This window comes from Flavobacterium silvaticum (genome assembly GCF_012911565.1).
Lineage (GTDB): Bacteria > Bacteroidota > Bacteroidia > Flavobacteriales > Flavobacteriaceae > Flavobacterium > Flavobacterium silvaticum.
In genome coordinates this window covers 143,613-160,338 of record NZ_JAAMPU010000098.1, presented here as the reverse complement: position 1 = coordinate 160,338, position 16,726 = coordinate 143,613, and the positions used below count along the sequence as shown (strand labels likewise).

The 16,726-nt window shown below is 46.3% G+C and carries 11 protein-coding genes; 3 read left to right on the top strand and 8 right to left on the bottom strand.

The window, feature by feature from the left end:
- A partial coding sequence (locus G6047_RS03700) for a choice-of-anchor L domain-containing protein (protein ID WP_169526128.1) occupies positions 1–5,389 on the bottom strand: 5,389 nt, incomplete at its 3' end.
- A gap of 145 nt (positions 5,390–5,534) precedes the next feature.
- Here G6047_RS03700 and G6047_RS03695 point away from each other — a divergent pair.
- The 3 genes from G6047_RS03695 to G6047_RS03685 all read left to right on the top strand — a co-directional run bounded on the left by G6047_RS03695 (position 5,535) and on the right by G6047_RS03685 (position 8,918).
- Positions 5,535–6,428: a NifU family protein gene (locus G6047_RS03695; protein WP_169526127.1), complete on the top strand. Its 894-nt coding sequence runs from the start codon at positions 5,535–5,537 to the stop codon at positions 6,426–6,428.
- 269 nt (positions 6,429–6,697) lie between these two features.
- On the top strand, positions 6,698–8,722 hold the full coding sequence (locus G6047_RS03690; RefSeq protein WP_169526126.1) for a thioredoxin domain-containing protein: 2,025 nt from the start codon (positions 6,698–6,700) through the stop codon (positions 8,720–8,722).
- Between the two features lie 22 nt (positions 8,723–8,744).
- The gene (locus G6047_RS03685; RefSeq protein ID WP_169526125.1) at positions 8,745–8,918 is read left to right on the top strand and encodes a hypothetical protein; all 174 of its coding nucleotides are present in this window, start codon (positions 8,745–8,747) and stop codon (positions 8,916–8,918) included.
- Here the strand turns inward: G6047_RS03685 and tsaB are convergent.
- From tsaB to G6047_RS03650, 7 genes are all read right to left on the bottom strand, one after another.
- A complete protein-coding gene (gene tsaB, locus G6047_RS03680; protein ID WP_169526124.1) occupies positions 8,915–9,571 on the bottom strand; it encodes a tRNA (adenosine(37)-N6)-threonylcarbamoyltransferase complex dimerization subunit type 1 TsaB in 657 nt (218 codons plus the stop codon). The two genes, G6047_RS03685 and tsaB, sit on opposite strands and share 4 nt — an antisense overlap.
- The gene (locus G6047_RS03675) at positions 9,571–10,872 is read right to left on the bottom strand and encodes an efflux RND transporter periplasmic adaptor subunit (RefSeq protein ID WP_169526123.1); all 1,302 of its coding nucleotides are present in this window, start codon (positions 10,870–10,872) and stop codon (positions 9,571–9,573) included. Before G6047_RS03675 ends, tsaB begins: the two co-directional genes overlap by 1 nt.
- Before the next feature lies 1 nt (position 10,873).
- A complete protein-coding gene (locus G6047_RS03670) occupies positions 10,874–12,307 on the bottom strand; it encodes a TolC family protein (protein WP_169526122.1) in 1,434 nt (477 codons plus the stop codon).
- Between the two features lie 61 nt (positions 12,308–12,368).
- Positions 12,369–13,481: an efflux RND transporter periplasmic adaptor subunit gene (locus G6047_RS03665; protein WP_169526121.1), complete on the bottom strand. Its 1,113-nt coding sequence runs from the start codon at positions 13,479–13,481 to the stop codon at positions 12,369–12,371.
- A gap of 41 nt (positions 13,482–13,522) precedes the next feature.
- Positions 13,523–14,785, bottom strand: a complete 1,263-nt coding sequence (locus tag G6047_RS03660) for an ABC transporter permease (RefSeq protein WP_169526120.1) — start codon at positions 14,783–14,785, stop codon at positions 13,523–13,525.
- A 1-nt stretch (position 14,786) separates the two neighbouring features.
- Entirely contained in the window at positions 14,787–16,031 is a 1,245-nt protein-coding gene (locus G6047_RS03655) for an ABC transporter permease (protein WP_169526119.1), read from the bottom strand.
- On the bottom strand, positions 16,024–16,725 hold the full coding sequence (locus G6047_RS03650; protein WP_169526118.1) for an ABC transporter ATP-binding protein: 702 nt from the start codon (positions 16,723–16,725) through the stop codon (positions 16,024–16,026). The genes G6047_RS03655 and G6047_RS03650 overlap by 8 nt, the downstream gene beginning before the upstream one ends.
- Between the last annotated feature and the right edge of the window lies 1 nt (position 16,726).

Below are 16,726 nucleotides of genomic sequence, written 5' to 3'. Positions count from 1 at the left end.
CGTCATTATTGTCGTCGCAGACATGCAACACAGGGAAAGAAGGGATAACAGGTGCCCCCACGACAGTCACACTCACCGTCTGGTTGATCTGCCGGATGCAGCCGTTGACGTCCGAAATGCTTGTGAGATGAACCGTAACAGGGCCCACTGCGTCTGTTGGTATTGAAATAATATGTTGTGTTTCTGTTCCAATCGTAGTGTAAGAATCGGCAGCACCATCGATTTCAAAATTAAACGTGTATGGCGCATTTCCGGAACTTGCCGTAAATGTTACTGTAGGCTCATCTGAATTCTGGCAAACCTGAGTAGCGGAAGACACAATGGTAGCCGTAGGTAATGTCCACACGTCCAGATCAAGAATATCTCCTTGTGGATTGGTACAGTTAGCATCTGAAACGTCAACCAAAACAATATGCACAGGTCCTGAAATACTTGTATCGATGGTAACGGTCGGATTTGTATCTGTAGCAGTTCCGGCAACTCCATTTAGCAAATAGTTGAATGTGTAAGGCGCGGTTCCGTTTGAACCTGTAAATGTCACAGTCATTGGATTCGAACCCTGACAGATCGCGGCAACATTTGACGCAATTGTAGCTTCCGGCAACGGATTTACAGTCACCGTTACAAGGTCGTTCTGTCCTTGCGTACAATGTGCATCGGCAATGTTTGTCACAAGGATATCATGATCGCCAGGCGTTAAACCGGAAACCGGAACTGTAACACTATCCTGACCGGCAAGGGTCGAAACAGGGGTTTGGGCAATACCGTCAATCTCGTAGCTAAAACTATAAGGAGCTTCTCCGTTCGATCCGGTGAATGTCAATTGAAATGCACCTGAACCATCACACAAGGTCGTTACATCTGAAACGACAGCTGCTTCAGGAAGTGAATAGACCGTAACAGATATGGTTTCATCTTTAGCCCGTGTACAGTTGGCATCTGAAACTTCGGTCAGATGCACATCATAATCTCCCGGAACACTTGGCAACACTATAGCCTCGGTTCCAGTCGCAGAAGTTAACATCTGGAGTGGTCCGCCGTTAATTTGGTATGTAAACGTAAATGGCGGAGTTCCTACTCCATTCGTACCACACCAGATATTGATTCCAGGTTCTCCTTCACATATAGAAGTTGCGCTTGCTGTAAGGCTTGCATCGGCAACAGGATTAATGGTAACCGTTGCAGATGTTCCAGGTGTGCTGGTACAAGAGGTCGTATTATCTGTAACACTTACAAGAGTCGCAGTTACGGTTCCCGGAACAACAGTGTCAATTGGAATTACAGCCGTGTTTGAACTTATGGTCAACGGAATATCGGCTCCACCAATATTATATACGATGTCATACGGAGGTGTCCCTCCCACAATAGTGAATGTAGCTTGAGGCGAAGCTGCTCCCACGCAGGCTTCCGGAACATCGAATGCTACAGTTCCTGTTGGTACGATTCCGACATTGAGGACGAAATCTACAACGTCGACATCTGTAGGGTCTGTATTGTTTTCGAATCTCACGTACAATATCTGTCCATTTGAACCAGTATAGGTCGTGGCCGGAATGGATGGACCGTCATTCTGGGCATCGATGAGGGTTTCGTGGATTGTTATGGTATAATTCGCAGCAATGTTTGAACCCAGTACTTCGGCTGGAATTCCTGAAATATCAAAATCGGTGGTTCCATCGGCAACGCCATCGTCATCGCATTCGAACAAATCGGCAGGATCTGTCGGATTACCGCAATCAAGAGTCACCAGCGTAAATGGACGAACAGAGATACATGGCGCAGCTCCGGTCTGATCTTCGATACTGGCGTAGATGATTTCTCCGTCAAAACCATTATATGCCGTATAGTTGAGGATTGGATCGACAAGATAAACGGCATCTTCTGCAGAATGGTGGAACTGGATTCCGTACCCGGTTTGGCCGTTAAGGATTTCCGGGTTGATCAGCGTCAGATTGAACGGAGTTCCCTGGCACTCTTCCAGCGTATCCGGATTTCCGAAAAGAACATTTTCCGGACGGTATTCTACAGTGATGTCATCCGTTTGCTGACAGCCTCCGTTAACAGAAACGTTTACGGTATAAACTCCCGGTTCATCGACGACTAAAGTGTATCCGGTTTCATCAGGAATGAGCAGGTCATTAAGATACCAGGCATATGTTGCTCCCGGAATAGCCGAGGCTCCGGCTTCGAGCGTACGGGTATCTCCTATACAAGCTGCCGCGTCTCCGGTGAGGTTAGGGAAATCATCCAGTTCAAATCCTTGGCCGGCAATATCGGTCTGGCCTACGTTGAAGGAACCGGCTTCGAGGAATACGGCTGATTGTACCTGCGTGTCGCTATAATTTCCAATAGCCAGCTTGATTCGGTAATTGTGGTTCGGTATTACCGTTGCTTTAGCTTTCATGGGCAGCACCTGGCCGCGTAGATTAATTGGAGTAACCGCAGCTGGCAATTGAGAATTCATTTGCCCGAACCATTCCGGATTTACAGAATCACAACCACCGTTATATGCTTCATCTCGGATTGAAAAAACCGAAATGAGCGTTGGTGGAAGCAAATCTGGTATCACAGCTATATTGACAGGGTTTGTACCCGGAACCAAAGGCTGGTCGAGATCTGTAAGCAAAAAGGCAAATACGTCACCGAAACCACACTGGAAAACCTCATATTCCTCTGATGCGAACAAAAAGTCAAAACTGAATTCATTTACATACGGAACAAAGTCAAATTGCACGTAAGATACGTTGTTGATATCCGTTCCGGGAAACTCGTTGTATGGGTTCGTGTCACTGACGTATTCAAGGTCCGTATCAGATCCGCCAAAAGTGGAGACATTACCGTTACTGCCTGTGTAATGACCGTCGACATCGCCCGCTCTGGTTGTAGCGATAACAACCCCATCGGTAAGTGGAAAATCGGCATTATTGGTCTCGAAGTAACCTACTGTAGAGTTATTACTGTTTGCAACAAAGCCCAAAGAGGAAAAATTAGATACGTTCGCACAATCGGAATGAATCAATACATCTTCCACTAATTCCTGAAGCGTGAACTGATTGGTTGTAACAGTCACAAATTTATCGTCGGCTGTATCATTATCGGTACACCCGGGACAAGTCGGGTTCTGATCTGGTGTATCAGAATTTACAATTACCGTATTCACAAGATTGGTATGTGTGTCGCTATAGCCTGCAGGGATATGTACGCTCACCTGATACGTTATTACTTCTCCTACCTGCAACGATGGAATCACATCGTTCAGCACACCGGAACCGGTTTTGCCGTTACCCGACCATTCCATGATGGCAATCCCGGCAGGCAGCGGATCGTATACAGATACGTTGTTGGCTGCGCTCGGCCCAAGATTGGTAATGGTTACTACGTATGTCCACATTTGAGGGTTTAACGGATCGTCATCATCCGGACTGTCTGTGAATGTAGCAGAACCATCTGTTTTGAATGTCACGACATCGGCCATTGGAAAAGGTATATCCGTGTCTGTACAACGGAAACAATCCGGGTTCGGATCTGGAGTTGTACTGGTGACATCGACTGTATTGACCAGATTCTGATCCTGAGGATAATCTGCAGGAACAACTACATTTACTGTATATGTAACAACCTGACCTACGGTAAGTGTTCCAAGATTTTCCGAAACAGCACCGGTTCCGCTTCCATTTGGCCCCGTCCAGCTTACATTTGTCGACGGAACGTTTGCAGGAACCGGATCGCTGACAACAACATCCTGAGCTTCTTCAGGCCCATTGTTGACAATGGTTATCGTATATGATCTGATGGTGCCCGGAGTATAACCGATAGAACCATCTGTTTTGGTAACATTGATGTCGGCACCCGTGAGTGCCTGAGTATCTGTATCGGAACAAGCTGTACAAGCCGGATTCGGATCTGTAGAAGTAGAAGTCACGTTAACAACACTTGTCAACGGGCCTGTAAAACCTGACGGAACTCCGAGGGTTATGGTATAAGTCACGGTTGATCCTACGGTTAATGTCGCGATGTTATCGGCCAAAGGCACGTTCGAACCACTGCTCCCATTCGATCCTGACCAGGAAAATGCCGTAATGCCGGCAGGAATAAGGTTTGAAACCACTACTCCGGTAGCATCGTTAGGACCAAGGTTCGTAACCGTAACCGTATAAACGTTATTCGAACCCGGAACGTAGGTTACGTTTCCATCTGAATTCGTAATTACCAAATCGGCTCCAAAAGTATAAGTATCGGTGTCGGTACACGCATCGCACGCAGGAGTCGGATCTGTAGAAGTAGAGGTAACCGAAACCTGGTTGACGATATCTGCAGTCAATCCGGCAGGAACCGTAAGCGTGATTGTATAAGTAACCGTCTGCCCGACTCCTATAGTCGGGATAATTTCGTCAATTCCGGAATCTGTGCCTGAAGTTGAAATGTTGCTGTACCAGTCGTAATTAGTGGCCGGAATCCCAGCCGGGATAAGATTTACCACATGAACATCTGTAGCTGCGGCAGGACCGTTATTGGTAATGGTGAGTGTATAGGTATTGGTGCCAGGATCTGTATAAAGAGTCTGGCCGTCAGTCAAAGTTGTCGTCAGATCTGCTCCTGAACCTTGTATATCTGTATCGACACACTGCGTACAACCCGGAACCGGATCAAAAGTAGGACTCGTTGCAGATGCTGTCGTGGTAAGGTTTCCTGTAAATCCGGCAGGAACCACAAATGTCGTAGTGTAAACAACAGATTCACCGGGCAAAAGCGAAGGAATTATGTTATTTACCGGGCTATTGCTCGCGCCACTGCCATTGGTTCCACTCCAGGTGTAAGCCGTTATTGCCGCAGGTAGCGCCAAATTGAATTGTATGTTTGCAGCAGTCAGCGGCCCGTTGTTTTGGACCGTAGTTGTGTACGTAACCGTTGACCCCGGTGCATACTGAGCCTGGCCATCTGTATTTATGACCTCAACATCTGCTCCAAAGGCTTTCTGATCTGTGTCGATACAAGCCGGGCAAGCCGGAAATGGATCGATGGATGTAGAGGTAACTATAACTTCGCTTGTCAATGGCCCCGTTAAAGAAGCCGGGATTTCCATTTCTATAATGTAAGTCACCATCTGACCCGGATTCAGTGTCGCGATCGTATTTACAAGTGGGTCGTAAATACCCGAAGAACCGTTACTTCCCGTCCACGAAAAGTATTCAATTCCTGCAGGAATCGCGTTGTTGACCGTGACTCCCGTAGCTACTCCCGGTCCCATGTTTATGACCGTAACCGTATAGGTTGAAGTTGTGCCGGGAATGTAATACGCACTGTTATCGGTATTGATAACGACCAAATCCTGGGAATAGGAAAATGCCGAAATCATAAAAAAAAGCAGCAGAAGTAATCTTTTTTTCATAGAGGTAGTATAAAGGAGTTTTGCAAAAAATACTGCAAAAGATAGTTGTTGTTGTTAAATTTTTCTAAATCGCCAAATATAGCGATTGGCCCCAATAATGTTTGTTAAATTTGCCGTGAATTTCACCACTTTTTGATCAAAAAATATGAAACCCGAAATAAAAACCACCGCAAATCCTTCTGTACTGAAATTTGAATTCCCCGAATTCATCGTGAACGGAAATTTCGAATATAAAAACATAGACGAAGCCAAAAATTCAGCCCTGGCAAAGCAGCTTTTTTATCTTCCATTCGTTAAAACTGTCTACATATCAGGCAATTTCGTAGCCATCGAACGATACAGCATCGTGGAATGGGAAGATGTCCAGGCCGAAGTCGCAGAGCAAATCGAGGCTTACGCAAACAGCGGTGTTCCTTTTGTAACAATCGAAGAACAAAAAACCCTACTCAAACCGGTACAGGTTTATGGCGAAATGACACCCAATCCGGCATCACTCAAATTCGTCGTCAGCCGCATGCTTACCAAGACTGCCGCCGAATTCAAAAACATCGACCAGACCGAGGCTTCCCCACTCGCCCGCGAACTGTTTAAATTCCCGTTCGTCAAGGAAGTTTTTATGGATCAGAACTATGTTTCCGTGACCAAATACGACAGTTATTCGTGGGATGAGATTACCCTTGAAACCCGCAGCTTCATACGCGAATACATCCAAAATGGCGGAACCGCGATAGACGAGTCCTTAATCCAGGCCGCGCCGGAACAGGAAAAGCAGCAAATCGCTAACTTTGATTCACTTGACACAACTTCCCAGCAAATCATCAATATTCTCGAAGAATACGTAAAACCGGCCGTAGCTGCCGATGGCGGAAACATTCTTTTTGATTCGTACGACGAAAATGAAAAGCGTGTAAAAGTGGTGCTACAAGGCGCTTGCAATGGCTGTCCGTCTTCTACCTTCACCCTCAAAAGCGGCATCGAAAACATGCTCAAGGATATGCTCCGGGACGAAAGAATTGTCGTCGAGGCCATCAACGGTTAAATCACAAGCGGCTTTCGGGTCGCTTTTTTATACGGCAAATTTCCCGCTGCCCGCTTCTATCTTTTTTAAACCCGTCAGCTTTTGTAATGGTTTTAAATGGCTTCTGGTGGTCGCCTTCAAAACCAAACAAAACCAGGCCGGCTTTTTCAAAAGGATAATCGCTCGCATCGGGGCCGGAATTGGGTATTGACAACCTTTTTTCTTTGAAGGAGAAACTAAGTCAAAAAATTCCGCTTTCGGTTAACTTTGTCCTATTTGAGACCAGAACCATGAACGAACTCGCTCACGAAACCAGCCCTTACCTGCTCCAGCACGCCCAGAATCCCGTCCATTGGAAAGCCTGGAATCCAGCCAGTCTCGAACTCGCGAAATCCCAAAATAAACTCATCATCATCAGTGTTGGTTACGCGGCCTGTCATTGGTGCCACGTCATGGAACACGAAACCTTTGAAGACGAAGAAGCCGCAGTTGTAATGAACGAACATTTCGTCTGCATAAAGGTTGATCGGGAAGAACGTCCGGACGTGGATGCGGTCTACATGAAAGCCGTCCAGCTTATGACACGTCATGGCGGCTGGCCCATGAACGTAATCGCGTTACCCGATGGACGTCCGGTTTGGGGCGGAACGTATTTCAGGAAACACGAATGGATGGAGTCGCTCCAAAGCCTTCAGGATTTATATGAATCTGATAAGGAAAAAATGGAAGATTACGCCCAAAAGCTGCATGAAGGAATCGTCGCTTCGAATTTGCTTCCACCCGCATCAACAGATGAAATCGCTTACAAAATCATCCTTGAAAATCTGGTTGCCAAATGGTCCAAAAGTTTCGACCCCGATTTTGGAGGTTACGCCCGTGCGCCAAAGTTCATGTTGCCGAATAACTGGGAATTCCTGCTCGCCTACGGACACAAATTCCAAAACGCGGAAATCCTCGATCACGTTTTCCTGACCCTTGATAAAATGGCCATGGGCGGCATTTTCGATACCGTCGGAGGTGGCTTTTCGCGTTATTCGGTCGATATGAAATGGCATGTGCCACACTTTGAGAAAATGCTGTATGATAACGCGCAATTGATCAGCCTGTACAGCAAGGCATATCAGCTTACATCAGAACCGCTATATCTTGAAATCGTCCAGAAAACCATCGCTTTCGCCCAACGCGAACTTCTCGGCGAAAAAGGGAATTTTTATGCTTCTCTGGATGCCGACAGCATCAATCCCCAAGGAAAATTGGAAGAAGGAGCATTTTATGTATGGACGAAAAAAGAACTTTCAAATTTGCTCGGAAAAGACTTTGGGCTGTTTTCACAAGTCTTCAACATTACTGATTTCGGTCATTGGGAACACGGGAATTATGTCTTGATCCGAACCGAACCCTACGAAGCGATAGCCGCAAAATCGAATCTGCGCTTACCCGAACTGCTTCTTAAAATCAACCAATGGGAAACGACCCTTTTCAATGCCCGTAAAAATCGTCCTGTACCAAGACTGGACAATAAATCCATCACTTCGTGGAATGCGCTTATGATTACCGGGCTTTGCGATGCGTATAAAGCCACCTCAACGGAATCATGGCTGGACCTGGCAAAACAAACAGCTTTGTTCATCAACACATTTTGTCGTGATGCAAACGGTTTATTGAGCCACACTTCATCTGAAAACGGCAACCAAAAACCCGGATTTCTCGAAGATTATGCTTTCTGTTGCCAGGCATTCATATCACTTTATGAAATATCATTCGATGAAAAATGGCTTCTCGAAGCGCGGCAGCTACTCGACCATTGCCTCGATGCCTTCTTTGATACGGAACATGGATTCTTCAAATTCAACGATACATCGGGAGAAAACTTAATCGCCGATCATTTTGAAATGGAAGACAATGTCATTCCGGCGTCGAATTCTGTTTTGGCTAAAATGCTCCATGTTTTGGGACGGTATTTTGACAACCCGGCTTATCTTAAATTGTCAGATCAGATGATTTCGTCGGTAGTTCCGGTTGCAGATTATGCGTCGGCTTTTTCAAACTGGCTTTCGGTGGCCCTTTTAAAAGAATTGGAACCTTTAGAAGTAATAGTCTGTGGGAAAAATGCGCGCGAATTCCTCAAACCTGTATTCGCCGAATATCTTCCGGATGTGCTGATTGCCGCAACTGAGAATCCATCGGAACTACCACTTTTCAGGAACCGTTTCGTTTCCGGAAAAACCGTCGCCTACATTTGTCGTGGAAAAACATGCAGCCTGCCAGTTGAAAATCCGCAGGAAATCCTGAACTTGCTTTTGCAAACGGATTGATTCAACTAAATCAACCTCAACTATGGGATTCTTTGGTTTTTTAAAATCGATTTTTGGCTCCGGCACTCCTGATAAAGAGTCTGTCGATCGTGGTTTGGATGCCGTGGAAGAGGCGTCGAATGTTGTGCTGCCTTCTACTGAATTGCTTCCGGAACAATCGGAACCGAAACCGTCAGATGAAGATCGAAATCTTTAAGAAGTCTTGAAATCTTTGAGGTAAAAAGGCTCGAAATACGCGACATCTTCAATTTGCCCTTTGACGAATTTATCATACGCGAGCCAACTCATTTCATGTGCCGACGGAAATTCGATACCGTCCAAAAAGTGGAATCTGCCGTCATTTAAAACCGTCTGTGCCTTTACATTGGAATCACCCACAAAATAGAGATTTCCGGAAAATCTGTCGAATGAACCGGCTTCAAGGATCAACGCTTCCGACGGAGAAATTTGATTGGATTTGCCATCGTAAGCGGCACAATAGACTTCCATGCGACGCGCATCGATCATAGGAATGATGATTCCGTCATCGATTTTTGCTGCGGCTGCCAAAACCTGAAGCGTGTCAATAGTAATCAAAGGTTTGTCAAGCGCCACGCAAAGTCCTTTCGCAGCAGAAACGCCAATACGCAAACCTGTATAGGAACCGGGGCCGCGACTAACCGCAATGGCATCTAAATCTGTAAAAGAAACACGGGCTTCATTCAACACATTTTGGATGAACAGATGAAGTTTTTCGGCGTGTTCGTAACCCTGGCCTGCATGTTCTTTTAAGGCAATCGTCTCTCCGTCCCTGGACAATCCGACCGAACAATTTCGTGTTGCCGTTTCAAGCGAAAGCACTAACGCCATTATTCCTTTTCTTTTTTATCGCCGGGTTTGCCGGAAGATTTCTTAGCCACTTTATCGCCCGGATTCAACTCTTTGGAAACCGTGGTGTAAGGCCCCGTGATTACATTCTCGCCTTTTTGGAGGCCGGAAATGATTTCGATGTTCGATTCGTCCTGTATTCCCGTTTTGACCACACGAAGTTTGGCGACACCTTTTTTTTCTACGAATACGCATTCGAACTTCTTATCCTTGGTATTTACCGGAGCCGATTGGTCTTCTACCTTGAAGTTTTTCTTGACAGAAGTCGTATCAGCTTTGACTACTACGGAACTGATTGGAACGGCAAGCACATTCTCGCGCTTTTTGGTGATGATATCGACCGTTGCCGTCATTCCAGGCCGGAACGGAGAAAAATTCTCGGGTTTTCCTTCGAGTAAATCGGCATAAGAAGATTTCAGGATCCGGACCTTTACCTTGAAATTCGTTACCTGGTCGGCCGTTGTCGTAGTACTTGCCGAATTGGAAATGCTCGTTACCAATCCCTTGAATTTCTTTTTGGTATACGCATCTACTTCGACATCGGCGGAATCACCAAGCTTTATCTTGACAATGTCGTTTTCGTTTACGTCGACTTCGACTTCCATATTGTTCAGGTTGGCCACGCGAAGAATTTCGGTTCCCGCCATTTGCTGTGTCCCAAGCACGCGTTCGCCCAATTCGACTCCTAAAACAGAGATGGTTCCGTCTGCCGGAGCATAAATATTGGTCCTTCCAAGGTTATCGCGGGCTTCACTAACGGTGGCATTGGCACTCTGCACATTGTAATACGACGACTGGCGGTTTGCCTTTGCGACTTCAAAAGAAGAAATGGCCTTATCCCAATCTGAACGCGAAATGATGCCTTTGTCAAAAAGCGTCTTGTTCCTGTCGTAATTGGCTTTGGCCTCGGCGAATTGTGCATCCGACTGGCTCAAGCCGGCTTTACTTCCGGATAGGTTGGAAATGGATCTGTTGAGGCTTGACGTATATAAATCGGGGTTGATCTTAACCAGCAACTGGCCTTTCTTGACAACCTGGCCTTCTTTGACAGGCAGTTCGATGATCTCACCCGAAACTTCGGACGAAATCTTCACTTCTATCTCAGGCTGCACTTTTCCGGTCGCGGAAACGGTTTCTACAAGCGTCTGTGAATTCACCTGGGCCAGTTCCACTTCGATTCCTTTGTCTTTGTTCCCGATAACGCCCGATTTGGACAATCCTACAAGTACGATTATCAAAACCACCACAATACCAATCAGGATATAGAGCCTCTTTTTTGACATATTATATTTTGTTTATGGGAATCCCAAAATAGAATTCCACGACCTTGACTTTAAAGATATATTCGAATTTTGCGCGTGCCACATCAGATTGTGCGTTGACAAAAAGCGTCTGCGCCTGATTGAAATCGAACGAATTCATCATTCCCACCGCGTATTTCTCTTTTGCATAATTGAAAGCAGATTCACGCGCCTCGACTGCAACCAAAGCAGACTCATAAGCGTTCAAAGCGCCGTTTGCATCGGTAAAAGCCTGATAGACGTTCCGTTCCAGATCAAGTTCAGCTTGTGACAAAGCCACTTTTGAGCGCTCGAGCGCCAGTTTGGAACGCTGGACACCGTTCCTGGCCGAAAAGCCGTTAAGTATGGGAACATTCAACTGCAATCCGAAAGAGTGCCCTTTATTATCGCTGAACTGGTCGAACAGTGGCGCACGCCTGGCCAATACCGGGACATAATTCGGCACGATTACATTCTGCCCTGTTCCTTCCACTGTTCCTATGACCGCGAAAGGATTTTCGGTATCGGGAGTCTGTCCCACGATCCTGTCAGCATAGGCAGCACGCGTGCTGAAACTGTAAAAACCGGTTATACTTGGTTGATAAGCACCTTTTGAGATTTTCACATCGCGCTCCGCAATTTCAAGATTTGTACGCGCTATCTTGATTTCATATCGCGCTTCTTTCGCTTTTTGATAGACATCATTGGCCGTTTGGGACATGACTTCGCTTTTAAGCAAATCGTAGTCGCGGTCTTCCACGTCGAAATCTTTGAATTCCCGCAGTTGAAGCAGTTGTGCCAGGCTTAATTTAGAAATCAGCAGCGCATTCTCGGCATCCACGACCGATTTCTGGCTGGTTGCCACAGTGGCTTTCATATCGAGCAAATCACCTGCGGGAACGGAACCGGCCTTGACCATTTCCTCTGTACGGTTCATCTGGCGTTTGTTATTGGCCAACTGCTCTGTCTGGACCTTTAGGTTCTCTTTATTGAAAAGAATCTGGAGGAATGCATTGGCCACGTTGAGCGAAACATCATCCCTTATCTTTGAAAGTTGGTACGACGCTGCAAGCGCGCTCAATTTCGCACGACGCAGTTTGTTCTGGTTCTGTAAACCTTTATAGATATCGACCCCGACCGAGACACCCGCAGAGGTAAATTGCGTAGTCTGGTTCTCGAGTAAACCAGTCGTGATGTTCTGGTTCAAACCGATATTCCACGAGTGCGAAGCATTGCCGTTGATTGAAGGCACAAAATTCCCGATCGCGTCTTTTCGGTCGATGCCGGCAACCTGGTTATCGATGTCAGATTGTGCTATCGAAATGTTATTCTTTTGTGCATATTCGACACATTCCTCTAATGTCCATTTTTTGGCCTGCGCTTGTGACATGCTAGTCATCAGCAGGAAAAATGCAGCTATATAAAAATAGTTTTTCATAAAAATAGATGGTACGCACAATAGGGTCGTGCAAATTTAACTTTTTTGGTCAGATGATGAATTATTTCCCTGATTCCTTTTGAAGTCCCTGATTCCAGACCTTGATTTTCTCGCCGGCTTTTACACCGTTTTTTATCTGGACATAGATGCCGTCACTGACACCGAGTTCGAGTTCGCGTCTTTCGAATTTCTGGTCGCCCGTCATGATCTCGGCAAAAGGTTTCTGGGTTTTTGGATCGAATTGAACAAGTGCTTCTTTTATGGAAAGCACATTCTCTGCCTTATCCAGTATAATCGATGCATTGGCACTGAGGCCGGCTCGGATAAACGTCGTGTCCCTATTCTTCAACGCGCCTTTAATCTCGAATTGGATGGCTCCATTCTCTGTCTTTCCTTTTGGAGCGATATAATTCAGGACGGCATCGAATTTCTTGTTTTCGATGGCTCCTACCGTAATTTCAACCGGAAGGTTTTCATGAATACGGCCTACTTCAGATTCGTCTACTTTGCCTACGAAAATCATTCGCCCTACATCGGCTAACGTCGCAATCGTAGTTCCTTCGTTGAAGTTGTTGCTTTCGATGACCTGGTTCCCGACTTTGACCGGAACATCAAGCACCATTCCGTTGACCGTTGACCGGATCATGGTATTGGCATAATTGCCCAAACCTGCTGTCGTTCCCGTTTTGACGATATCCAATCCCTGACGCGCCGAGGCATACGTTTGTTTTGCCTGTTTCCACGCCGTTTCAGAAACCTGGTAATCGTTGGCCGAAATAACACCTTTGTCAAAAAGGGTCTTTTGGCGCTGGTAAATCTTTTCTTCGTTGTCGAGCGCAATTTTGGCCGATGTCACCTGATTCTGCGAACTGCTCAAACTTGACACATTGGCAACGACACGAATCTGGGCAATTGGGTCGCCCGCCTTGATATGGTCGCCCGCCTTGATGAACACTTTTTCTATGATTCCCGAGATATTCGGTTTGATGAGCACTTCCTCGTCCGGAACGATGTTTCCAGTGGCGATGGTGTTTTTTACGATAGTGCGGTTTTCGGGCGTTTCGGTTTCAAACACAATGGGCGATTGCTTGTTTTTGGCGTACAGATAATACAACGAGCCACAAAAAACAAGGGCAATGAATACTAAAACGACAATGGTAACTCCTTTTTTCATTTCTGATTATTTTGCTATGCTGCAGATAGCGGTTGATTGATTTATTCGGTTCTGAGTGCGTCTACAGGTTTTACACTAACGGCAATCTGGGCGGGAATGAGGCCGGCGAGCAATCCGCTTCCTACAAGTATCATGAGCGCAATAAAGACCACGACCAGGTTGACGCTCGGGTTGGCGAACATCATATCTTCTTTTGGCATTCCGTCAAGGATATGGTTTATGAGGGCGATGATTCCAGTCGCTACGGCAATTCCGGCCATTCCGGCAATGATGGTGAGGAAAATCGATTCGCTTAAAATTTGTCGGCGGATCATTCCCGGTGTCGCGCCCAATGCACGCCTAATCCCAATTTCCCTCGTTCTTTCTTTAACGACGATAAGCATGATATTCGAGATTCCGATGACGCCCGAAAGCAACACCAGCGTTCCTACGAAATACGCAATGAACGTCAATATCCCGAACAGCCCATTGACTTTGGCAAATTCCTCGTACAAGTCGAAATTCCCAATGGCGCGGTCATCGTCGGGATGGATCGTATGACGGGCTTTGAGAAACGAAATGATTTCCGGTTTGAGTTCTGTGATGGATGCATCATCTTTTGCCGTGATGGCCATCCATCCGACAATATCTCCATAATTGAACGCCTGCTGGAACGTGGTGAACGGAATGAAAATATTCTTTTGCGCTTCTTCCCCACCTCTGTCCGTATTTCGTGATTTGTACACGCCGACGACCATAAAATTGATGCCGTTGATTTTAATATAAGACCCGATGACATCTTCTCCAGGCATATACATCTGGTTAATCACACCCTGGCCAATAACGGCGACTTTGCGCTTGCTTTCCAGGTCATTTTGGTTGACAAATCGGCCCTGGATGATACTCATGGATTCCTGTTGTATCAGTTCCGGGCAATCGCCGTAAATACCGAATGCGGCCGTTTTGGTCCCGCGGATTACATTGTTGGTGCCTTGGTAATCGCCGAGTTGGTTTCGGGGCGATACAAAACGCAGATCCGGAAAGTGTTCCTTGAGTGCAGGCACATCGGCATTATTGAAATTGAACTGGCGGCCAATAGGCAATCCCTTATATGGTTTGGAAACTGATTGTGTCCAGATGAACATGGTATTCGTCGCAATTCCGGAAAACCCTTTTCGCACCCCGTTTTCAAGTCCGTTGCTTGCCGCAAGAAGTATCACAAGGATAAATATTCCCCAGAATACGCCAAACGCTGTAAGCACCGTCCGGAAAACATTAGCCGAAAGCGCCTGAAGTATCTCGCCCCATTTATCTCTGTCGAACATATTATTCTTCTCTTAATGCTACTATTGGTTTGATTCTGGCCGCACGCCAGGCAGGAAAAAATCCGGCGATGGCTCCGGCAATGACAAGCAAAATGAGTGTGGTGACGGCTACATTGAAATCGACTTCGGGATTCTTGAAAAAATCGCTTTGCATCATGGGTCCGCCGAGTTCCAACAGAATCAGGCTGGCCAACAATCCGACAAAACCGGCAATCGTCGTAATAAAAATAGACTCGTGCAAAATCATGGTGACGATGGACCAGGGCGATGCACCCAACGCTTTTCGAATACCGATTTCCTTGGTGCGTTCCTTGACGATGATAAGCATGATGTTGCTCACCCCAACGACTCCGGCAATGATGGTACATATCCCGACCCACCAAAAAAACAGGCGGATGTATAAATTGAGGTCGTAGAATTTTTTGACTTCTTCCATCTGGCTGTTGATACCAATGGCACCTTCATCGTCCGGTGCGACCTGATTCTTCGCACGTAACATATCACCGAGGCCTTTTGTGAAGGAATTGACATCTGCCAAAGCCTCGTCATACGTATCTTTCTTTTTCAACGTGAATTGCATATTGTGCACCTGTGTCCCCATTCCGAAAACGCTTTGGATCGTGGTGTATGGAATGTAGATCCTCGATTCTTCGCGTTCGCCACCCGGATCTGTGTAAACCCCGACTATTTTAAACGGGATTCCGTTGACGGTAAGCACTTCGCCTATACACGGTTTGTCCTTGAAGATGACCAATCGCATCGATTCTCCTATCACCCCGACTTTTTCAATGTTGCGAACGTCATTATCGTTTATGAACCGACCTTGTGTAACCGTTACATTTTCGAGGAATTGCCTGTCGGATGTAATACCGCGCACACCGTAATTATTGGTTTCTTTTTTATAGGCTATCATAGCTGACCAAAGCGATACGCTCGGTGATTTAAGCACGATTTGGTCATTGAATTTATGGAGGGCCATATCATAATCTGCATTATGCATTTGGATTTGCCTTCCTGGATTCAGGCCTTTGTATTCTTTTGTGGTCGAGTTTGCCCAGACTTCGATAAGGCCGGTCGCGTCTCTTTCGAATTGTGACTGGATACCGTTTTGCAGGCCCTTCCCGACTCCGAGTAATATCACCAGGATAAAAATCCCGGATGCCACGGAAATCCCTGTAAGGAAAGTCCGCAGCTTATTCTTGGAAATAGCCTGAAAGATTTCCTGCCAACGTTCGAGGTTAAACATAGCTTGAAGCGCGTTGCTGGTTGATCATCACATCATCTATTATGAGCCCGTCTTTGAGCACGACGTTGCGTTTGCACATAGCGGCAATATCGGGTTCGTGGGTTACGATGAGGATGGTCTTTCCTTCATCATTTATTCCCTGGATGAGTTCCATGACTTCGTAAGACGTTTTGGTATCGAGTGCGCCTGTAGGTTCATCGGCCAATAAGACTTTGGGATGAGAAGCCAACGCGCGGGCAATGGCGACCCGTTGTTTTTGTCCGCCAGACAACTCGCTGGGCAAATGATGTGCATGTGACGCCAAACCTACTTTTTCAAGATAGGACATCGCCTGGTCATTGCGCTCGGAATGTTTGATTCCCTGATAATACAGAGGCAAGGCGACATTATCGAGGGCAGACTTATAACCGATGAGATTGAACGATTGATAGACGAATCCGAGGAATTTATTGCGGTAACGTGATGCGATGGTTTCGTTCAGGTTTTTGATTGGGACGCCATCGAGGTTATAACTTCCGGTATCGGCTTCATCCAGAATGCCAAGTATATTGAGCAATGTAGATTTACCTGAACCGGATGAACCCATAATGGCTACGAGTTCTCCCTGACCGACATTGAAATTGATTCCCTTGAGTACATGGAGCTTGGAACTCCCACTCGTATAAGACTTGTGAAGATCTTTGATTTCGATCATG